This window comes from Thalassotalea agariperforans (assembly GCF_053470345.1).
This window is the reverse complement of sequence record NZ_JBQMWH010000008.1, coordinates 1-20,542: the sequence shown is the minus strand read 5'-3', so window position 1 is coordinate 20,542 and position 20,542 is coordinate 1. Positions and strand designations below refer to the sequence as shown.

The following is a 20,542-nucleotide window of genomic DNA, read 5'->3' as shown; positions in this document are numbered from 1 at the left end:
CTTATTTTATCTCCTTGGCTAATTCATAAGAAGCTGACTTAATCGCCGCTTTTATTCGTTGATAAGTACCACAGCGACAAATGTTGCCCGACATGGCTGTAACAATTTCTTCATCACTGGGGTTTTTATTGCTTGCTAACAAACCAGCCGCATTCATGATCTGCCCTGCTTGGCAATAACCACATTGTGGCACTTTATTTTCAATCCAAGCTCTTTGCAGCGGATGATCACCGTTTGCAGATAACCCTTCTATTGTTACCACTTCCTTATCAACTAACGTCGACATCGGCATAATACATGAGCGCATCGCAACACCATCAATCAATACGGTACAAGCACCACATAAACCACTACCACAACCAAATTTAGTACCGGTTATTTCAAGTTGGTCTCGCAAAAACCACAATAATGGCATGTTGTCATCTACGTCAATTTCATAGCTAACATTATTAATAATGAGTTTTTTCGTCATAATTGGGGATCACTGTGGTTAGGTTTGTCTTAATAATTTACTTTAAACGTGTTTTAAAAGCATAGCGCAAGACATAGAATAAATATTATTTTAGCGCTTTAAGATAAAGTGAATGTTAAATAACGCAAATTAAAAAGTGTAAACAGATATATACAACTTATATCTTGTAACCGTTCATTACTATGTAGGTTGTATAAAGAAGTGACTTGCGCGCATGTTAGAAACAAACATCGCACCAATAATATTCACACCTCACATAGCCATTTAATTTCAAAGCGACTAGTGATACTCAGCTGCTATGATGCCGTTAAATAAGCTTGCCTAAATTCAGTGGGTAATTGACCAAATAAACGCTTAAATTGCTTACTAAAATAACTATGATCAGGAAAACCCACTTCACTTGCCACAACGGCAACCGATAAATTAGTTTCTAATAATAGCTTTCTTGCCATTTCTAAACGAAATTCATTAATGAACTGCTTAGGCGTTTTAAATAAATGTTTTTTAAAACGTCGCTCTAATGCGGAAATAGACAAATGCGTGATCTCAGCTAGCTGATGTAAAGTAATATCATTCATGTAATTTTCACGAATATAATTTACCGGAACTTTAATTGCTTCCATCCCCGATAAAGCAATCGAGGTTTTTTCAATATGCCTTGAAACACCATAAGAGCCTATTGCTTCTCCTTGTTCATTATATAAAGCACGTTTTGAGGTAATAAACCATGCATTTTCACCACTCGTAGTATGGTTAAGCTCAAGCCGGTTTGACACCGCTTCACCTTTTAATACCTTTTGATCATCAACAACAAATTGTTTAGCAAGGTGCTCAGGAGAAAAATCATAATCGGTTAAACCAATAACTTGGTTGATTGAAGAAACGCCTAGATGCTCAATAAAATTTGAGTTTGCATAAACAAACTGGCCTTGTTCATTTTTAAGCCAAAATAACACATCTGGCATTAAATCAAACATAGCAATAATTTGTTGCGCGCCAAATTGCTCAATCAACTCACTAGCGTAAGCCGCATTCAATTTAGTCATATAAATAGAGCACCCTTTATTTAGTATTATGCAAACATATTGATAAAAATATCACATCCACGCCGAATTTGTCGCATATAAATAAGAATAAAATGACACAATTTTGAATTGTTGCGGTTTCTTAGAATATGGCAGTGAGACAGAAATTTGAACTCTAAATAAGGTGTTACCTACAAACCCAAAGCATATTCATATATCGCGGACGAAAAAAAACCGCGACTCGTTAAAGTTGCGGTTTTCTTATAATATGGCGGTGAGACAGAAATTTGAACTCTACGTTAAGGTGTTACCTACAAACCCAAAAGAACTTTATTAAACAACAAATAGCAAAAACCCGTTAACCTTTCGATTAACGGGTTTTTCTAAATATGGCGGTGAGATAGAAATTTAAACTCTACGTTAAGGTGTTACCTACAAACCCAAAGCATATTCATATATCGCAGACGAAAAAAAACCGCGACTCGTTAAAGTTGCGGTTTTCTTAGAATATGGCGGTGAGATAAAAATTTGAACTCTAAATAAGGTGTTACCTACAAACCCAAAAGAACTTTATCAAATAACAAAAAGCAAAAAACCCGTTAACCTTTCGATTAACGGGTTTTTCTAAATATGGCGGTGAGATAGAGATTTGAACTCTACGTTAAGGTGTTACCTACAAACCCAAAGAATATTCACATATCGCAGACGAAAAAAAACCGCGACTCGTTAAAGTTGCGGTTTTCTTAGAATATGGCGGTGAGATAGAGATTTGAACTCTAGATGGGCTACAAACCCATGCCGGTTTTCAAGACCGGTGCTTTCGACCACTCAGCCATCTCACCATGATGATTCTCGGCATTGCCAAGAACGAGGCGAATATTAAAGGGTCATACTTCACTTGTAAAGCCTAAAATGCGCAATTTTTTCTAACTGCTATTTATTTAAACAATTTGTCGGATATTCCAGCAAAAACAAATCAAGCGAATAAAAATAACATCAGGTTAACCAACACATCAGTCATCTTTATTTACAATTAATGATAATAATTCATTTATATTAAACATTTAATCCGTAGTATTTTAAAAATCGCCATGTCATAATATGTCAGAATTTAGTTTTAAGACTTGAACTTTTATATAAAGTCCTTATCTTAACTAATGGTTTATTTAAAAGTTCATAGAGGAAATTTTATGCAATCAAATATGGGTTTTCAAACTGCAACGCAAAGTTCAGCAATTGAAATAAATAAAGTACTTCGTAACACTTATATGCTACTTGGTATGACGTTAGCGTTCAGTGCCGTTACCGCTGGTATTTCAATGGCAATGAATCTATCTCATATTGCCGCATTAGTGATGACACTTGTTGCTTTTGGTTTATTATTTGTTGTTCATAAGCAAGCAGACAAAGCAAGCGGGCTTATTTGGATATTCGCATTTACGGGTTTAATGGGTGCTTCTTTAGGGCCAATGTTAAACATGTATGCGGCCATGCCAAATGGTGGTTCACTTATCATGCAAGCATTAGGCGGAACAGCGTTAATATTTTTCTCGTTATCGGCTTATGCTTTAACCAGTAAAAAAGACTTCTCATTTATGGGTGGCTTTTTAATGGTTGGCTTAATTGTGGTGATCATTGCAGGTATTGCGAATATGTTTTTCCAAGTACCAGCCGTATCATTAGCATTAAGTTCAGCGATTATTTTAATTATGTCTGGTTTAATTTTGTTTGATACTAGCCGTATTATCAACGGTGGTGAGCGTAACTACATTCGCGCAACCGTATCGTTATACTTAAATATTTATAATATTTTTACTAGCTTATTACATTTATTAGGCGCATTTAACTCTGATGACTAATACTTGATATTAGGTATAATAGAAAGCCTCGCTAAGTCGAGGCTTTTTTATGTTTACTACTTTATTAATCGCACCAACTGAAATAAGAAATAAATGACAAAACACACCATGGCATTTATGGTGACATCGCCACCACATAGTAATAATACAGCTACAGCACTTTGTTTTATTGAAGCCGCCCTGCTCAATCCTTCCGTTGAAGTACTAGGGGTATTTTTTTATCAAAACGGTGTTTTAAACGCGAGCAATGTTTTAGCTATGCCAAATGATGAATTTCAAGCGCTTAAGGGCTGGCAAAAACTACATGAAACATACCAAGTTCCGCTTCATTTATGTATTACCGCTGGTGAAAAACGTGGCTTGAGTGATGAAATAACCTTAGCTCAAGGGACACACAGTAATATTTCATCACATTTTATTGTCTCTGGTTTAGGTGAGTTAGTTGAGCTTACCGCGAAAGCGGATCGTATGGTGCAATTATGAAAAAAATCGCTATTATCAACAGCCGCGCTCCTTTTGCTGAAAACCAAGGGAAAGACGCATTAGATTTAGCTTTAATTTTAGGCTCTTATGAACAAGCAGTAAGTTTGTTTTTTCATCAAGATGGTGTTTTCCAATTAATCGAAAATACCCAGCTAGCATTGCTTAAACAAAAAGATTATTTAAAAACCTTTGCTGCATTTGAGTTATACGATATCGAAAAGGTTTATGTTTGTCAGGCGTCGTTAACTGAGCGGGGCTTAAGCAATAACTTTCACATTGATAACGTTGATGTTTTATCACAAGTTGAGTTTAATCAAGCATTAGCTCAGCACGATGTTATTTATCGTTTTTAAACAAGGCTGATATGAGCACATTACATTTAATTCGCACTTGCGCTTATCACTCAAATGAACTTAGTAGCGCCCTACAAACAGCCTTAGCTAATGATGCCATTGTGCTTATAGATGACGGTTGTTATAACCTAAATCATCATTTAACTGATGGTTCTAAGTCTGTGATACCTCTTAATTTTTATGCCATTGATGAACATTGCCAAGCGCGCGCAATTACCAACAACAAACAGATAAAAATGATTTCAATGTCGCAACTGGTTGAACTCACTATTGAACACAACAAGGTACTGACATGGCAATAATCAATTTTCAGCAACAAGCTATTGAAACTGATCAACAAGGTTATTTAATTAACTATCAAGATTGGAATGAAGCTTTAGCGCCAGTATTGGCAGAGCAAGATGATGTCACATTAACTGAGGCGCATTGGGAAGTAATACATTTTGTTAGAAATTTTTATTTAACCTACAACACCTCGCCAGCCATCAGAGCATTAACAAAAGCGATGAAAGCTGAATTTGGCGAAGAAAAAGCCAGTAGTCGTTATTTATACCGCTTATTTCCTGAAGGCCCAGCCAAACAAGCCACAAAATATGCTGGTTTGCCTAAGCCTGCTCGTTGTATTTAAACAATTTAAAACCAAAAAAAACGATTAATGTTAAACTTTAATATTAATCGTTTGTCCGCGAGTATCAGTTGGCGCTGAAACAGTACTCGTTGTTAAATTTGCCGACTCAATTAATTGTAATGCCATTTTTGCTTCTAGCTCTTGTTGAGTTTGCGCGATTTTTGCCGTTTTTAAACCATGTGCGATTTCAACATTGTTTTGCACGCTGGTATTATTACTACCAATAGATAAAGACATAACCCACCTCTCCAAGCATCAAGCATCAAGCATCAAGCATCAAGCATCAAGCATCAAGCATCAAGCATCAAGCATATAACAGTCTAAACGAACAAAAAACAAGCTAGCCAATTTTATTCTAGTTTAAAATGTCTACCAAGGTAAAACTTCGCCATTAGAATGTTTAAATACACCCGTTTCAGCCATAGTTAAATTTTCCATTAAATTTACTAAACGGCCAGCGGCAACATTGGCTGAAATATCGCCGCCATGATTAACCATATCGGTTTGTACATAACCTGGGTGATAAATACCTACAGCAATATTGCGCGGCGCTAAATCTTTTGACAATGACATTGAGGCTGCATTAAGTGCGGCTTTACTCATGCGGTAACCATAGCGGCCACCTGAGCCATTATCGGCAATTGATCCCATTCGCGAGGTGATCATAGCAACCTTACTGCCTGATGATAAATTGTTTTGAAGTAACTCAACAACACGCAAAGGTGCTAACGCATTTACTTCAAATTGTTGACGAATAGTATCAACATTTAACGCATGTAAACTTTCATCACGTAAAATGCCAGCGTTACAAATTAATAAATCAATATTTATATCGCTTAACGCTGCTGCCATCACGGTAAAGCCTTGCTCTGTTGATAAATCAACACCTTCAACTACATTGACATTTAAGCTAGTAAGTTGGGCTGAAGTTTGACGACATAAAGCATAAACTTGATAATTTTTTTCAACAAACGCTTGGCATAACGCTAAACCAATACCGCGATTTGCACCTGTGATCACTACTGTTTTATTCATTGTTTAAATCCGTTTTATTTATTACTTTGTGGGTTAACACAATTAGGGCGTATTTTTTGTGATTGATAAAGTGGTGTAGACACTTTTAAATGTTCCGTTAACTGACGAATACGAGTGTCGTGTGCTGGATGTGTAGACATAAATTCAGGTGGCTGCTGGCCGCCGAGTTTTGCCATATTTTGCCATAAAGCAACACTGGCTTTTGGGTCAAACCCTGCTATTGCCATTAAATCTTGGCCAATAATATCAGCTTCTTTTTCATGAGCGCGACCATAAGGCATAATAATGCCATACTGAACACCTAAACCAAGCCCTGCCATGATCTCATTACTGTATTCAACTTGTTGGCTTTGCAATACCGCGCCAGCTATGGCTAAACTTGCTTGTGATAATTGCCCTGACGATAAACGCTCATTCGAGTGTCCTTCAATAACATGTCCTATTTCATGGCCAATAATCGCCGCTAACTGATTTTGATCTTTAGCCACCTTTAAAATTTCGGTGTACACACCAATTTTACCGCCCGGTAAAGCAAAGGCATTTACTTGTTCAGAGTCAAAAACAACTAATTCCCAGTCACCTTGATGTGCGCTTTTAGGCACATATTTAATAATAGCGTCGGCAACACATTGTACATAAGCATTTAACTTGGCATCGGTACTAATTTTTTGTTTGGTTTTCATTTCTTCAAATGAGCTGGCTCCCATTTGATTTAGTTTATCTGGTGAAATAAAAGCAATTTTACTGCGCCCCGTTGACGAAGTAGAACATGCAGTTAATAAGGTTAGAGATGATAATAACGCCAGCGATAACAATTTTAATTTCACGGCAATTCCTTTCACTAAATAAAAATACTGACAATATTTTAACAAGCTAATCAACGAATGCACTGATTTATTATCAATTTATTTTCCCTTACTTCCCCCTTCGGGCAATATTAAGCTGAACTCACTGCCCTTACCTATGACACTTGTTACACTTAAATCGGCTTTTAATAATTGGCAAAGTTTTTTACTAATAGCTAAACCTAAGCCGCTATGTTTACCCGTGGTAGCGTTACTTGCTCGATATCTAGCATCAAAAATATAAGCGAGTTCTTCTTTTTTAATACCACTACCGTTATCACTTACTTTTAAACTTATTTGTTGCGAATTAAGCTTTTCAACAAAACAACAAACTTCACCGCCAGCTTGAGTATGGCGAATAGCATTGTCGATTAAATTACTGATCACGCGTTCTAATTTACCAATATCACTACAAACAAAAATATTATCAGTAGTCGTATTTATTCGTAATGTTACGCCTGAGTGCTCTGCTTTTATCTTAAATTTAGCAACAACATCATAAAGCCATTCAATCAAATTAAACGGCTCAAAATGCACTGCCGTTTGGCCACTTTCAATATGCGCTAATTCAAATATTTGGTCGATTAAATGATTCAACTGACAGGCATTTTTTAACGCAGTTTCAATATATTCTTGTCTTTTGTCACTACTGAGTTTTTCACCTTGTATGGCAATTACTTCAATATAACCGGTCAGAGAAGCTAGCGGTGTTCTTAAATCGTGTGATATTTCGGTTAACAAGGCTTGTCTTTTTTTATCTGCTTGGCTTAATTGGGCAAGTTGCTGGTCAATTTTTTTCGCCATGTCGTTAAATACTTGGCTAAGTTGTGCTACCTCATTGTCATTTTTTGCTAACTCATTTTTTACTAACAATGCGGGTTGTTGTATTGAAGCTAAACTAAAACCAGACGATTGAAATAAAGCCATTTGTTTCGTTAACTGGCGAATAGGCATAGTAATGCCACGAAACAGCCATAACATCACAAAAAACAAAAACACTAAACTGACAATAATCAGTAAAATTGACACCTTCATTTGCTGAGCTTGCTGAACATTTTCAAAGGCATGTTGATAACGTTCGCCAGCAACAATCACATACAAATATCCTTGCAAGCTTGTGCCATTAAACACAGGCGCGGCTGAAAACACCTTTTGTCGGCTTAAATGCTTAGGATCATCACCATAAATAGGTAACAGCGCCTTATTTTGAATTAATAAATGAATTGGCTCTAAGCTGATTTTTTGCCGTTTAACTAATGATGATTCAGCCGAATAGGTTAGAATTTTTCCATCAGGGTCAACAAAATAAAATTCAAAAGCCGGCCCTAATACCATCAAGGTATGAAAAAGGTTTTCAAGCGCTTCATGATCATAAATCCCTTGCTGCAATAACGGATTATCACGCGCTAAATTAGCCGCTAATGACAAATGTAAACGCTGCTCAGACTCTTGCCTTGTTTGTTGTTCAACCTGTTGCCACCATAAAATAAACACTAAGGTTATCGCGATAAACACAATAAAAAGCGTAAACGATAAACGTTGATAAAGCGACAACCTACGCACAAACACCACTCGGATTAAATTTATAACCAACTCCCCAAACGGTTTGTACAATTTCAGGTTGAGTGGCGTCTTGTTCAATTTTATTGCGTAGCCGATTAATATGAGAATTTACCGTATGCTCATAACCGCTGTGATGATAGCCCCAAACAGAGCTTAATAATTGTGAACGAGAAAATACTTGATCAGGATGAGAGGCAAGATAACGTAATAAATCATATTCTGTTGCTGTTAAATCAAGTGCCTTGCCTTCAACACTAACTTTATGACTAACATTGTCGATAAATAACTTACCCACAATAATATGGTTATCTGGTTGCTGTTTGTGTTGTTGCTCTTGGCATAATTTAGTTAACAAATGTACGCGACGAATTAAACCACGCACCCTAGCTTGTAACTCACGAACACTAAAAGGTTTGGTCATGTAATCATCAGCACCAAGCTCTAAGCCAACAACACGATCGGTTTCTGAATCGCGCGAAGTTAACATTAAAATAGCTTGTTCAGGTTTCAAATCCCGTAATTTACGACAAACATCTAAACCCGACATACCCGGCAACATTACATCTAACATCACCAAACTATATTGCTGACTTGCCAATAAGCTCATGGCTTCTTCCCCTGTGTTGGCAACCTCTACCGTTAAATGTAATTCGGTTAAACTAATTTTAATTAGTTCTGCTATATCTGGTTGATCTTCAACAACTAATACCCGATCGGTCATCTCACTTACCTTTAATTATTATATTAAGCTAAATGAGGTGACCGTGAATATTGCCTAGTTTATTCAATATTTTTTAATAAACTGCTTATTCTATTCGAGTAATAGTGAAAGAAACACTTGGGTTATCAAACTTATGTGCCTGAGTTAACACCGAAGTTGATAAGCCATCATCAGCGCTTACTACCCCTGGATGCATGCTTACCACATCAACATCATCACGGGCGGCATTAAAACCTTCACCACTGTCTGCAGGGCCTGGAATAGTACCCATCATTTCACTGTTTTTCTCAGTACCAGCGTCATAAACGCCAGCAGCAAAGGTTACTGATTCATCAACAGCTAAGCTTGAAATATCAATAGCATTTAAACCAGTAAAGGCATCATTGGTATTTACTAACATAGTGGCTACTGATAAATACATCGGCATAGTATCTTCAATACTTACCATAATGGTTTCACTCATGCTTGGCATAACCACGCCAGCACCTGAAGCACTCGCCATTACATTAGTGCCATCTAATAAGCCTGAATTATCACCACTTTCGGCCATAGTTTCTAAAGCAACAGATGCAGACTCGCCTATTTGCCATAAATAACCTTCGTTATGTAAAACCACCGCTACCGGAGATATTGGCTGTGCATAAGTAAGGTTTTTAACAGCCACTTGATAGCTATAAGTTGTTGGCATCATCTCAGTGTTGTCGTCATTGTCGCTATCACAAGCCGATAAAAAACATAATGCTGAAATAGCGGTAACCGAATATAAAATATTTTTGGTTTTCATACGTTACTCCTATTTAACAACAACAGTCACTTTAGCAACAGGGTTTAACCAACGATGAACGGTATTATCTAAATCACTTTTACCACCCGTTGGGTTATCGTCACCTAAATTACCACGGTGAACATGAACATAAGCATTTGCTTCTGTTGTTGTTACACCTGTACCGCCAGTATTATTATTCATTAATGGTGGTGGATTAGGCATACCTGCATTGTTTGGCGCACCACCTGTTGCTGAAAGTAATTCATCGTTCGCTTCAGTACCGGCATCATAGGCATTTAAATAGAACATATAAGTGCCGGCTTCTTGAGGAATTTTCCAACTATTTAAACCCACAAAACCATCATTGGTTGGTAACATCATTCCTGCTAACGACAAATACATGTTATTTGTGCTGGTTGATAACATAGCCGTTGTTGACATAGTTGGGGCTAATAAACCACTGGCTGGGTTTTCAACAACATCTGCATTAGCATTATTAAGTATGCTAGATAACCCCGAAATATCACCGCCTTCAGCCATAGCTTGTAATTCTGGTGACGCCATTTCACCTAAAGTATACATAGACGTTGAACTATCGTGTGCCGCAATAATTAATGGCGTGTAATATATACCGTGAGTTAAATTTTGAACGGTAATTTCTAAATCTTGTGCTAAAGCACTGGTTGAAAATAAACTAGCCGCTAAGGTAGATACAGCAAATATAGACTTAAGTTTCATGAGTTTTCCTTTCTAATAAATAATGGATTCGGATTTATTATGAAAAGAAAAAGTTGCAATACTTTCACAGAGTTATCACAAATTTATCACAAGACATTGTCGTAAAAATGATGAAATTTTTTAGTGAAGTCACCGCTCTACTATTTTCATGCTTTTATTTTTTACTTGGTTTACAACAGCATAAAGACTGCTAAGATAAAATTAACGAACATCATTAAAGCATGGAATAATATGAAGTATTTGTTCACCCCAACGGTATTCCATTCAGTGGCACAACTGATGTCAGGCTACCGCTGGCGGCTATTAATATGGAGCGCTTTGGGGTTAACTTTATATTTTTTATTAACAACACAAATTAACTTTAACACGCCAAACGCATTAATTTGGCTAACCATGTTTATTGTTTTTGCCGCTTTACAAGCTTTAGTGTTAAGCGCTTTTATTTTTTTCTTTCAAAATTTACCTTCAAAAAAAGCGAAAGAAACCTTTTGGTATCAATTATATAACCTAGTTGAGTGGAGCGAAGCTATTCTGTTTACTATACTATTACCGTTACCTAGTTTAATTTTTTTATTTGCATTGGTCAGAGGAGTTCTAGTAAGCTAAGGACATCGGCGTTGAATACATTTAGTCATTGATGACAAAATCTTCGTTGGTGATAAGTACTAAAAGGATTTTAAACAGTTGTTATGGTTACATAACGTATTTTTGTTTAATAATATTCCGGAGGTGGTTATGTTACATTGGCATCCATCACATAAAAGTAGTAAACCTAAACTTGATAAATCAGCTGAAGCAGTTATTTTTTATACGCTGGTAGCAATATTAGTTTCTTATCTTATTTTACAATTTGTTTAACAACAAAAGCCAAGGTCTTAATCCTTTCCCGTTCCTTGTTCAGAACAGACAGATTAAGACCTTATTAAATACCCCTATCAAAGTTTTAACTTCGAATCGTTTTCACGAACTCTTTTTGTTATTTTTACTAGCTGTTGTTTATGGGGAGCCTTCATATTTTTAAAGTTCTCGGTAAACAGTAAGGCGCTTTTGTACAATTATTTAATTTTAATAAAATTAAATGCACATATCGTAGACGAAAAAAAGTAAACGTCTGACCATCAGCACATTTCCTGAGTTATATCTAAATTTTTAACACAAATATTTTGAAAAAATATAATGAGATTATTAACAAAATATTTTTGCTAATAATCACTTTTTTATGAAAGGTTTTAACACTGGAAAACTTACCGAGCGTAAGTTTGTGTTTTCATAAGAAAGAAAATGAGATTTTCCTAAAAGGAAAAGTAACCCAAAGAAAGCCGTCAAATGACGGCTTGAATACTAATCAGATGTAACACTTAGCGTGATATCCCCTATTTTTAAATCGTTCCATTTAGGAGACATGACCTCTACTCTGTTATTAGAAATATGTTCATTTAAAGCCTTATTTTTTCGCAAGTTTTTCGCTCTCATATATCTGCCTTGCCATTTATTATCTTTATATAACCAAAGTTCAGCATGCGAAGAAAAATCTCTTTGGGTGATAACAATAAATTCAGGTTCAGTATCATTATTAAGATCTTGAGCAATAAAATAATACCCCTTATCACGATAAGTGTACCTGTTATTTCCTATTTCATCCTGATAAACAGCGTCAACAAGAGATTTTGGAACTGCATCTTTATTCGGCCAATAGGTCGCATAATTATCAAAATCCGTAAGACTTAAACCGTCTTTTTCAGTATGTTTATAATTGATATACATTCTATCAATTGTTTTAACGTACTCTTCAGGTAGACCTTTTTTAAGCTCTTGTAATTCAAGATACCCTTGACGCCCCAATGACCGATCAAAATAACGATAATCAAAATCTTCATAAGTAACTTTATCGTCAAGTAAACGACCTATTTGACTTGATGCAGAAATACTTTGAAAGTTTAGAATAGGAGTGTTAACTAGCAACATAGCAACAAGCACTACAATCCCCATAGAAATGTTGACCTTACTTAGCACTTCGAGCCAATTATCACGTTTCTTAACAATGCCATATAAATAGCCAAAAGAGAAACAAGCCAATATTAACCAAATTAAAATTGCCCAACAGCGATCTACAGTTAGACCATACTGTTCAACTCTAAGCCAAAGGCCATATGCAGAAATAACACTATAAACAGGTAACAAACCTACACCAATGAAGATTAATCGATGTAATATAGCGTTGTATGGGCGTTCATGTGATTCATCTTGATAAACGGCATTAACAAAGAATAATGTTAATGCTTGTAACCACATAATTAATAAACTACCAGTACCTGTTTTCCATAATGTTTCTAAACCTGTAAATGGTAATGTTGCTAAAAAGCCCAATGAAACAATCGTTAATGCTGGCAGTAAAAATTTAATCAGTGTGTGTAAAATGGTAGAAATGTTATCAACGGTATGAATAATATTTCTAAAAATGATAATAGCAAAACCAAAAGCAACATTAAGTACAGGGATAACAAACCAATTCTTTTTTAATAATTCTTTAAAAAAATCAATTTCTAAAACAGAAAATAAGCCTGCGCCTAAATGTAATATACCGAAAAATATGCCAACAAATAGCCAGCATTCACCAAAAATAATAAAGTTTCGCCACGACAGTTGGAAAAGAGAGCTATAACTAATCGCTTTATGGCTCATGTATTGTTGAATATACATAAGAGCTTTAAACGATGCGATTAAGGCTGTAAAACAGAAAATAGCAACGACAGTACCATTATTGATAAATTCGATAGGCTCTTGTTGAAATCCAACGTAGCCACCTAATACAGATAACAACAAACAAAAAGGCAAAAGGTATTTGATAATTTCTTTAACGTTATTTTTTGTTATCGACAATAAGGACAATAGCGGTAAACTAATTGCCAACGTTACCAAAGAAGTTAACCACACAGGTTCTATTGCAGGCCAAACTTTATATTTAACACTTTGGTACAGTAGTGTTAAAACAATACCTTGAATTAATGAAATTATAATAATTAAGGCTTTTGGTAGTTGATTATCCATATCTATTACTCTTTTAGTTATATTTCGACTTTTACATTAAACTGATTCATTAAAACACTTCGTAATTAAAGCTAAAGTCAGAAAACTTAAATTTAAATACCCTTTAGAAAATATAATAAAAACACAGCTAAGAGGACTTAGCTAAAACGACTAAAGCTGCAATACCATAATGAAAGAAGTTCAAAATCTAGTTTTAATCCAATCTTTTTTATTCTTGAGATGATATATAACGCATACCAACGGGCTTTGTCCTTATTGGTATTTTTTAAGCTCGCCACTAAGGGTAAAAGCATTAATGCATAATTTACGAGAAATTTCACGTGGTATTCGTATCCGAAAGTAGAATTGTTTGCTCTGTGGATATTGGTATAAATAATTGGAAATTGTGGTCATAACTTATCCTGTTTGTGACAGAGTTATGTGACAAGGTGCCATAAACGAAAAAACTTTTTACATTTTTAAAGTAAAATCAATTAGTTATTAACAATATAGCGATAAGGTAGGGATTTAAACCCTACGTTAGGTGTTACCTACAAACCCAAAGCGCGAGCATATATCGCAGACGAAAAAAAAACGCGACTCGTTAAAGTTGCTGCTTTCTATATATGGCGGTGAGACAGAAATTTGAACTCTACGTTAAGGTGTTACCTACAAACCCTAGAATTTTCTTAAACAATAAATAGCAAAAAACCCGTTAACCTTTCGATTAACGGGTTTTCTATATATGGCGGTGAGATAGAAATTTGAACCCTACGTTAGGTGTTACCTACAAACCCAAAGAACTTTATCAGACAACAAAAAGCAAAAAACCCGTTAACCTTTCGATTAACGGGTTTTCTATATATGGCGGTGAGATAGGGATTTGAACCCTAGATGGGCTACAAACCCATGCCGGTTTTCAAGACCGGTGCTTTCGACCACTCAGCCATCTCACCAAGCGCTTTAATCTTTAAAGCGGGGCGAATATTAATAACACTTCAACTATTTGTAAAGCATTAATTTAATATTTTTGTGGGTTCGCGCAAGTTTTCATCAATTTGGTTGTTTTTAACCAGTTACTTGCCAAGAGTGGTTAATAATTACCTGATTATTATGTGTTACCTGCCCTTGAAAAAGGTCGCCTTGATTAATTTTTCCAACACCTTTGGGTGTGCCTGTCATCACAATATCGCCATCTTCTAGTGTGATGAAACGACTAAGCTCATTCAGTATTTCGGCAGGTTTATACATCATAAGTTCCACGCCACCTTGCTGTATTAACGTATCGTTAATTTTTAAGCTAAGTGCTAAAGATGCAAGGTTTTCAACCATATCATCAGATAACGGAACAAAATCACTAAAAACAGCAGAACCGTCAAACGCTTTTGCTCGCTCCCAAGGTAATCCATTTGCTTTTAATTGTGTTTGTAAACTGCGTTTAGTTAGGTCTAACCCTAAAGCAACGGCGATAAACTGCCCTGCTTGATACATAAAACAAAGTTCGCTTTCATAATGTAAATCGGTATTTTGATGACCCGCTTGAAGCTGTTCAGTAATTGCTGAATTCGGTTTTATAAACACCACCATTTCTTCAGGAATTTCGTTCCCTAATTCATGAATATGTTCAACATAGTTACGACCAATACACAGTATTTTACTAGGTTTAATCTGTTGGCCTTGTAAATTAACAGTATTCACAACTATTTAACCTTAAACACTAACTTAAGTAGTAACGAACGTTTACGATAAAATCCTAATAAACCTAAGAGCATTAGCATGACATAATGCACACTACCACTACTCGATTTTTCAGCTTTTTCTTGTTGTACTAACACTTCATTAGGCAAAATAGCTAGTCCACCAGGGTCGTCTATTGTGCCGTTGGCAATACCGTCGGCATCATTGACGCCACCATCTTGTATGGTTAGTCGTAAACACAAATTACCTTCAATAAGTCCTGCTTGAAATAACGCGCTATGCGGCGCTGGGCATACGCCATTAACAGTTTGGCTTGATGAAATTACGTTAACACTGTCTTCAACAAAGTTTTGCCAAGTATTATCTGCTGTATATTTTCGATAAACGGCATTTTTAGGTATGGCTGTTGATAACGGTATAACAATATCAACTGAGCGACCAAATGGGGTGATATTTTTAATTTCAAAATCAAAATAGTCGTTTTGATGAACAAGTGTATCGCTGGTGATCAAACCTGTGGCGGCAATTTCTTGCGCTGATAATAACGTACCGTCAGACGCTTGTAAGCGCGCATATTTACCTAATTTAAGTGTTAAGCCAGGTTCTGTTTCCATTAATTTAACTTCAGCGGCATTAACGTGTAATGGTTGTAAATATGGAATGTCAGAGCTGTCTAAATAAGCCGGTAAACCGTCATTATCTAAATCACTATAACCTTCGCTAAGATCACTCGTGCCATCTCTATCAGTATCGTTACTGGTTAACCGTACGTTACTTTTAGTGATAGGTAAGCTAATGTGTTCTGTTTGGCTTAATTGCCCATTACCACTGTCAGTAATAGTAACAGTAAAGTTTAATAAAGTATTATCAAGGCCGTTAAAATCAACCAACAAAGGGTCGATAAATACAGAGAGCTGATCAGAGCTAACTTGGGCAATAATAGCACTTGGAATTTGCCAATCAATAACGTGGGTATCGCTAATATTGGTATCAAGTATATTCAACTGCACGGTAATTTCACCGGCATCTTTAGCTGCTGTTGTTACCGCTTGCGCTTGTTGAATGAAGCTAACATCAGCTACTGGTGCTAAGTTATCTTCACTAATAATAATACTTTGTTTTTTGTAAATACCACCATTAACACTTTGCGCTAGCGATACAATTAATTCTTCATTACCTTCTAGTTGAAAGTCTGATAATAATTGAATATCAATGTATCCTTCGGTGCCTGAATTGATCACTATTTGATCGGCCGCAATTGAATAATCAGATGAATCAACATCGCCAGTGATTTCTATTGGTAAAATCAAAGGATATACAGGTGATTCGCCCGAAAGAACGGCAGTAACTCTAATCGTATCACCTTCGGCAACCGTTTTTTGTGCCGAAAAATTCACTAATGGATGAACATGAACAACTTGCTGTGATTGTGCAATATTACCTGCGGTATCTACTGCACGCCAAGTAACATTCAATAAGCCAGAACGAACATTTTTAGCACCACGTTCGAACCCTAAAGCTGTTAAATTACAACAATTAGCACCATCTAAACCATCAGACACCGACACTTGAGTAAGAGCAATTAACTCTGCTAAATTAAATTCAGTAAAGGTATGTTTTGCTAAATAATGTACCGCCTGTGGTGGTGTAATAACAGGTGGATAATCATCAATTAACGGATTAGTATTCGCTAATTCTTCTGCGGCATTATTTACGCCATCGCCATCTGTATCGTAAGCACCATCAGCTGCATTAAATGGGTCAAAGCCATATTTAAGTTCAAAAACATCACTCATACCGTCATTATCGTCATCGGGATCAGCTTCATCACCAATTAGGTCTAAATCGTTGTCTTTGCTTTCGTTAGGATCAAGTGGCAATTGGTCTAAGTGATCTAGCACACCATCACCATCATCATCAGTATCTAATGTGTTACCAATGCCATCCATATCGGTATCAAGGTATTCCGTTGGATTAAATGGAAACGCATCATCAACATCTAAAACGCCATCATTATCATCATCACTATCGGCATTGTCACCAACACCATCATTATCAAAGTCATAAGATTCGTTAGGGTTTAACGGAAATAAATCCAAATTATCAGGAACACCGTCACCATCATCGTCAGTGTCTGAATTATTACCAATTCCATCTAAGTCTGTATCAATATATTCGAGAACGTTAAATGGAAATTCATCATTAATATCCGCAATACCGTCATTGTCATCATCATTATCAGCATTGTCGCCAATACCATCACCATCAAAATCATGACTTTCTAATGGGTTAAATGGAAATGCATCATTCATATCTAAGACGTCATCATTATCATCATCTAAATCAGCATTATTACCAATACCATCATTATCAGTATCATATTGCTCAGCTTGATTTAACGGAAAAACATCATCACTATCTATAACACCATCATTATCATCATCTGAATCGGCATTATTTCCAATGCCATCACCATCGGTATCTAACCATTCATTTATATTTAAACGGAATGCATCTTCACTATCGGTTACACCATCGTTATCGTCATCAGTATCAGCATTATCACCAATACCGTCATTATCTGAGTCTATATATTCACTAGCATCAAATGGGAATGTATCATTAACATCTAAAATACCATCATTATCATCATCTGAGTCGGCATTATCACCGATACCATCGTTATCAAAGTCGTACTGCTCAGCTGCATTTAAAGGGAACTTATCTAATAAATCACCAACGCCATCACCATCGTCGTCAGGATCCGCATTGTTACCTATACCATCATTATCGGTATCGGTAGTTTCATCAATATCGTAGGGATCTGGATCAACACCATTTAAAATGCCATCACCATCAATATCAGTATCGGCGTTATCACCAATACCGTCACCGTCAAAATCACTACTTTCAGTTCTATCAAGCGGAAAAGTATCGCCGCTGTCGATAATGCCATCGCCATCATCGTCGTCATCTAGGTTATTGCCTATGCCGTCACCGTCGGTATCAATATATTCTGTTGCATCAAAAGGGAAAGTATCATCGCCATTTAATACCCCATCACCGTCAATATCATCGTCACTATTGTCGCCAAAACCATCGTTATCTAAATCGTTGGTTTCTAAATTGTCGTATGGAAAAGCATCTACTCCATTGGTAATGCCATCACCATCAATATCAAGATCAGCATAATCACAAATTCCGTCACCATCTGTGTCATATTTGCCAAGCGGATCTAATGGGCAAGCATCTAAGCCATCTTCTAAGCCATCGCCGTCATCATCGGCATCGGCATTATTACCAATGCCATCTTGGTCTGTATCTATTAATTCATTAGCATCTAATGGTAAATCATCAAGGGTATCAATAACGCCATCACCATCATCGTCGTCATCAGCATTATTGCCGATACCATCACCGTCAGTATCTAACCATTCAGTAGGATCAAGTGGTAAAAAATCATTACCGTCTATAACACCATCATTATCATCATCGGTATCAGCATTGTTACCTATACCATCGCCGTCAGTATCAAAAGCTTCATTAAAATCAAGGGGAAAGGCATCATTTTCATCAAGAATACCATCACCATCATCATCATCATCAATGTTATTACCAAGTGTATCTAAATCAGTATCTTTACTTTCTGTACTATCAAGGGGAAACGCATCTTGTGTGTCGATAACACCGTCACCGTCATCGTCGGTATCTGCATTGTTACCGATACCATCATTATCTGTATCTAACCACTCTGCTCCATTTAAAGGAAATGGATCATCGATATCAGCAACATTGTCACCATCATCATCAGCATCAGTATTATTACCAATACCATCGCCGTCAGTATCTAACCACTCAGAGCTATCTAGCGGGAAAGGATCATTATTATCAAGAACATTATCGCCGTCATCATCACCATCAAGGTTATTGCCAACACCATCACCATCGGTATCTAACCATTCAGTAGCATCATTTGGAAATGCATCTACTGAATCATCATAACCATCACCATCTGTGTCAGCGGCGTATGCTAAATTACTAATAAACAGTGAAAATATTAGCACGACAACTTTATAATTATTCCGCATACACAACCTCAGTAAGTGAAATTTTATTAACTTTAAGTGTTCTGATAAACAATACTAATTGAACCATTTTACCGATACTCTAATCAAAGCATTCGTTAAATTAATAACCGTACTTTTTACCGAATTGATAACTTAGTCCTAAATAGATCGAACTTTGACTATCGAAATTAGAAAAACTTGGGTAATGCTTAAAACCTAATTGAATTTTAGTTTGCTTTGTTAACTGATATTGCGTTAATAAATTAACCATAAAATTAATATCATGCTTTTCGCTAAAAACAATTTCTTGATCAGGATATTCTTCGAAGGTAAATTTATTTTCAGTTAATGAGACTGAAGCCCCAACTTGTGCTTCAAAAGAAAAGGGTCGCCAGAATGAGTTGTAACTTTTTGGAAAAAAGCGATAACCCGCATAAATATCAATATTATTATTATCGAAAAACGTTTGCTGACCATTCCATGTTGCTTTTAATTGATTAATATAACTATAAGCAACACCCCAACGATAAGTTCTATTGGTAGTGAAAGTATCAGAATATATTAAACTATGACCAATCGCATTTTCTTCGGTACCACTATGCAGCTGGATTGCAACTTCTGCGGCATTTGCTCGAAAGAAACCGAACAGTGAAAATATAATTACGTTAACTATGGCAAACTTTTGCCACAGGGTTTTATTTGAAAGAAAATTCATAGCAATATTTACCTTATATATCGTCAGATTAATGTCGACAAAAATCAATAAATTTACTAAGCAATTTTTAAACCAGGTACTTATTAAAGTGTAAAATAGTTATAGAAAATAATGAACAGAAGAAAGCAAAAAGCCCGCAACATTGTTGCGGGCTTCTTTTAATAGAAGTCTAGCGATGTCCTACTAACGTAAATGGAGTTACTAATGACGTGAAGTGCATGGATGCACGAGAGCGTTCTCACATGGGCTTTATTACAACATAAGCCACACTACCATGACGTGCAGGAAGCACTAATGTCGTGAAGGCATGGATGCCTAGTAACGACAGGCGCAATTGCTTTCATTATCTAAACTAAATTAGAAGTCTAGCTTCATAATGACATATAGCTGATTTTGGTAAATATTATGGAGACAGAAAGCAAAAAGCCCGCAACATTGTTGCGGGCTTCTTTTAATAGAAGTCTAGCGATGTCCTACTCTCACATGGGAACTCCCACACTACCATCGGCGCAATTGCGTTTCACTTCTGAGTTCGGCATGGGATCAG

Annotated in this window: 20 protein-coding genes, 2 tRNA genes and 1 rRNA gene; 6 read left to right on the top strand and 17 right to left on the bottom strand. The window is 36.2% G+C overall.

What is annotated here, in order from left to right; genetic code table 11:
* Nucleotide 1: 1 nt before the first annotated feature.
* The 3 genes from ACSLUO_RS11500 to ACSLUO_RS11490 all read right to left on the bottom strand — a co-directional run bounded on the left by ACSLUO_RS11500 (nt 2) and on the right by ACSLUO_RS11490 (nt 2,339).
* Nucleotides 2–472, bottom strand: a complete 471-nt coding sequence (locus ACSLUO_RS11500) for a (2Fe-2S)-binding protein (protein WP_448248679.1) — start codon at nt 470–472, stop codon at nt 2–4.
* Between the two features lie 296 nt (nt 473–768).
* Nucleotides 769–1,518, bottom strand: coding sequence for a helix-turn-helix domain-containing protein (locus ACSLUO_RS11495; RefSeq protein WP_448248678.1), 750 nt, complete (start codon nt 1,516–1,518; stop codon nt 769–771).
* A gap of 730 nt (nt 1,519–2,248) precedes the next feature.
* Nucleotides 2,249–2,339: transfer RNA gene (locus ACSLUO_RS11490), tRNA-Ser, on the bottom strand.
* A 348-nt stretch (nt 2,340–2,687) separates the two neighbouring features.
* Here ACSLUO_RS11490 and ACSLUO_RS11485 point away from each other — a divergent pair.
* The 5 genes from ACSLUO_RS11485 to ACSLUO_RS11465 all read left to right on the top strand — a co-directional run bounded on the left by ACSLUO_RS11485 (nt 2,688) and on the right by ACSLUO_RS11465 (nt 4,820).
* Nucleotides 2,688–3,356 carry a Bax inhibitor-1/YccA family protein gene (locus ACSLUO_RS11485; protein ID WP_448248677.1) on the top strand — a complete coding sequence of 223 codons (669 nt, stop codon included), beginning with the start codon at nt 2,688–2,690 and terminating at the stop codon, nt 3,354–3,356.
* A gap of 93 nt (nt 3,357–3,449) precedes the next feature.
* Nucleotides 3,450–3,839 (top strand): sulfurtransferase complex subunit TusD, encoded by a 390-nt coding sequence (gene tusD / locus ACSLUO_RS11480; RefSeq protein ID WP_448248676.1) that lies wholly within the window; start codon nt 3,450–3,452, stop codon nt 3,837–3,839.
* On the top strand, nt 3,836–4,192 hold the full coding sequence (gene tusC / locus ACSLUO_RS11475) for a sulfurtransferase complex subunit TusC (RefSeq protein ID WP_448248675.1): 357 nt from the start codon (nt 3,836–3,838) through the stop codon (nt 4,190–4,192). The genes tusD and tusC overlap by 4 nt, the downstream gene beginning before the upstream one ends.
* A gap of 11 nt (nt 4,193–4,203) precedes the next feature.
* Nucleotides 4,204–4,494, top strand: coding sequence for a sulfurtransferase complex subunit TusB (gene tusB, locus ACSLUO_RS11470; RefSeq protein WP_448248674.1), 291 nt, complete (start codon nt 4,204–4,206; stop codon nt 4,492–4,494).
* Entirely contained in the window at nt 4,485–4,820 is a 336-nt protein-coding gene (locus ACSLUO_RS11465) for a TusE/DsrC/DsvC family sulfur relay protein (RefSeq protein ID WP_448248673.1), read from the top strand. Before tusB ends, ACSLUO_RS11465 begins: the two co-directional genes overlap by 10 nt.
* Before the next feature lie 30 nt (nt 4,821–4,850).
* On the opposite strand, the gene ACSLUO_RS11460 is transcribed toward ACSLUO_RS11465, so the two are convergent.
* From ACSLUO_RS11460 to ACSLUO_RS11430, 7 genes are all read right to left on the bottom strand, one after another.
* Nucleotides 4,851–5,057: a hypothetical protein gene (locus ACSLUO_RS11460; RefSeq protein ID WP_448248672.1), complete on the bottom strand. Its 207-nt coding sequence runs from the start codon at nt 5,055–5,057 to the stop codon at nt 4,851–4,853.
* Nucleotides 5,058–5,189: 132 nt separating this feature from the next.
* Nucleotides 5,190–5,855 (bottom strand): SDR family oxidoreductase, encoded by a 666-nt coding sequence (locus tag ACSLUO_RS11455; RefSeq protein WP_448248671.1) that lies wholly within the window; start codon nt 5,853–5,855, stop codon nt 5,190–5,192.
* A 14-nt stretch (nt 5,856–5,869) separates the two neighbouring features.
* Nucleotides 5,870–6,682, bottom strand: coding sequence for a M48 family metallopeptidase (locus ACSLUO_RS11450; RefSeq protein WP_448248670.1), 813 nt, complete (start codon nt 6,680–6,682; stop codon nt 5,870–5,872).
* A gap of 78 nt (nt 6,683–6,760) precedes the next feature.
* Nucleotides 6,761–8,263: a sensor histidine kinase gene (locus ACSLUO_RS11445; protein WP_448248669.1), complete on the bottom strand. Its 1,503-nt coding sequence runs from the start codon at nt 8,261–8,263 to the stop codon at nt 6,761–6,763.
* Nucleotides 8,256–8,984: a response regulator transcription factor gene (locus tag ACSLUO_RS11440; RefSeq protein WP_448248668.1), complete on the bottom strand. Its 729-nt coding sequence runs from the start codon at nt 8,982–8,984 to the stop codon at nt 8,256–8,258. Before ACSLUO_RS11440 ends, ACSLUO_RS11445 begins: the two co-directional genes overlap by 8 nt.
* Before the next feature lie 85 nt (nt 8,985–9,069).
* On the bottom strand, nt 9,070–9,768 hold the full coding sequence (locus ACSLUO_RS11435; RefSeq protein ID WP_448248667.1) for a spondin domain-containing protein: 699 nt from the start codon (nt 9,766–9,768) through the stop codon (nt 9,070–9,072).
* Nucleotides 9,769–9,777: 9 nt separating this feature from the next.
* The gene (locus ACSLUO_RS11430) at nt 9,778–10,488 is read right to left on the bottom strand and encodes a spondin domain-containing protein (RefSeq protein WP_448248666.1); all 711 of its coding nucleotides are present in this window, start codon (nt 10,486–10,488) and stop codon (nt 9,778–9,780) included.
* 231 nt (nt 10,489–10,719) lie between these two features.
* Here ACSLUO_RS11430 and ACSLUO_RS11425 point away from each other — a divergent pair, with 231 nt between their 5' ends.
* On the top strand, nt 10,720–11,094 hold the full coding sequence (locus ACSLUO_RS11425) for a hypothetical protein (RefSeq protein ID WP_448248665.1): 375 nt from the start codon (nt 10,720–10,722) through the stop codon (nt 11,092–11,094).
* Between the two features lie 735 nt (nt 11,095–11,829).
* Here the strand turns inward: ACSLUO_RS11425 and ACSLUO_RS11420 are convergent.
* From ACSLUO_RS11420 to rrf, 7 genes are all read right to left on the bottom strand, one after another.
* Nucleotides 11,830–13,536, bottom strand: coding sequence for a DUF4153 domain-containing protein (locus ACSLUO_RS11420; protein ID WP_448248664.1), 1,707 nt, complete (start codon nt 13,534–13,536; stop codon nt 11,830–11,832).
* 252 nt (nt 13,537–13,788) lie between these two features.
* A complete protein-coding gene (locus ACSLUO_RS11415) occupies nt 13,789–13,929 on the bottom strand; it encodes a hypothetical protein (RefSeq protein ID WP_448248663.1) in 141 nt (46 codons plus the stop codon).
* A gap of 451 nt (nt 13,930–14,380) precedes the next feature.
* A tRNA-Ser gene (locus tag ACSLUO_RS11410) sits at nt 14,381–14,471 on the bottom strand.
* A gap of 112 nt (nt 14,472–14,583) precedes the next feature.
* Entirely contained in the window at nt 14,584–15,213 is a 630-nt protein-coding gene (locus ACSLUO_RS11405; RefSeq protein WP_448248662.1) for a fumarylacetoacetate hydrolase family protein, read from the bottom strand.
* A gap of 2 nt (nt 15,214–15,215) precedes the next feature.
* Nucleotides 15,216–19,301, bottom strand: a complete 4,086-nt coding sequence (locus tag ACSLUO_RS11400; protein WP_448248661.1) for a thrombospondin type 3 repeat-containing protein — start codon at nt 19,299–19,301, stop codon at nt 15,216–15,218.
* A gap of 100 nt (nt 19,302–19,401) precedes the next feature.
* Nucleotides 19,402–19,995 carry a hypothetical protein gene (locus ACSLUO_RS11395; RefSeq protein WP_448248660.1) on the bottom strand — a complete coding sequence of 198 codons (594 nt, stop codon included), beginning with the start codon at nt 19,993–19,995 and terminating at the stop codon, nt 19,402–19,404.
* A 460-nt stretch (nt 19,996–20,455) separates the two neighbouring features.
* Nucleotides 20,456–20,542: ribosomal RNA gene (rrf, locus tag ACSLUO_RS11390) — 5S ribosomal RNA — on the bottom strand; the annotation flags it as partial.

Excerpts from the sequence above, each read along its gene's own strand:
- ACSLUO_RS11460 (WP_448248672.1), bottom strand. The coding sequence starts at position 5,057 with ATGTCTTTATCTATTGGTAGTAATAATACCAGCGTGCAAAACAATGTT.
- tusB (WP_448248674.1), top strand. The coding sequence starts at position 4,204 with ATGAGCACATTACATTTAATTCGCACTTGCGCTTATCACTCAAATGAA.
- ACSLUO_RS11455 (WP_448248671.1), bottom strand. The coding sequence starts at position 5,855 with ATGAATAAAACAGTAGTGATCACAGGTGCAAATCGCGGTATTGGTTTA.
- ACSLUO_RS11430 (WP_448248666.1), bottom strand. The coding sequence starts at position 10,488 with ATGAAACTTAAGTCTATATTTGCTGTATCTACCTTAGCGGCTAGTTTA.
- tusC (WP_448248675.1), top strand. The coding sequence starts at position 3,836 with ATGAAAAAAATCGCTATTATCAACAGCCGCGCTCCTTTTGCTGAAAAC.
- ACSLUO_RS11495 (WP_448248678.1), bottom strand. The coding sequence starts at position 1,518 with ATGACTAAATTGAATGCGGCTTACGCTAGTGAGTTGATTGAGCAATTT.
- ACSLUO_RS11500 (WP_448248679.1), bottom strand. The coding sequence starts at position 472 with ATGACGAAAAAACTCATTATTAATAATGTTAGCTATGAAATTGACGTA.
- ACSLUO_RS11415 (WP_448248663.1), bottom strand. The coding sequence starts at position 13,929 with ATGACCACAATTTCCAATTATTTATACCAATATCCACAGAGCAAACAA.
- ACSLUO_RS11465 (WP_448248673.1), top strand. The coding sequence starts at position 4,485 with ATGGCAATAATCAATTTTCAGCAACAAGCTATTGAAACTGATCAACAA.
- tusD (WP_448248676.1), top strand. The coding sequence starts at position 3,450 with ATGACAAAACACACCATGGCATTTATGGTGACATCGCCACCACATAGT.
- ACSLUO_RS11420 (WP_448248664.1), bottom strand. The coding sequence starts at position 13,536 with ATGGATAATCAACTACCAAAAGCCTTAATTATTATAATTTCATTAATT.
- ACSLUO_RS11425 (WP_448248665.1), top strand. The coding sequence starts at position 10,720 with ATGAAGTATTTGTTCACCCCAACGGTATTCCATTCAGTGGCACAACTG.
- ACSLUO_RS11395 (WP_448248660.1), bottom strand. The coding sequence starts at position 19,995 with ATGAATTTTCTTTCAAATAAAACCCTGTGGCAAAAGTTTGCCATAGTT.
- ACSLUO_RS11485 (WP_448248677.1), top strand. The coding sequence starts at position 2,688 with ATGCAATCAAATATGGGTTTTCAAACTGCAACGCAAAGTTCAGCAATT.
- ACSLUO_RS11400 (WP_448248661.1), bottom strand. The coding sequence starts at position 19,301 with ATGCGGAATAATTATAAAGTTGTCGTGCTAATATTTTCACTGTTTATT.
- ACSLUO_RS11435 (WP_448248667.1), bottom strand. The coding sequence starts at position 9,768 with ATGAAAACCAAAAATATTTTATATTCGGTTACCGCTATTTCAGCATTA.
- ACSLUO_RS11440 (WP_448248668.1), bottom strand. The coding sequence starts at position 8,984 with ATGACCGATCGGGTATTAGTTGTTGAAGATCAACCAGATATAGCAGAA.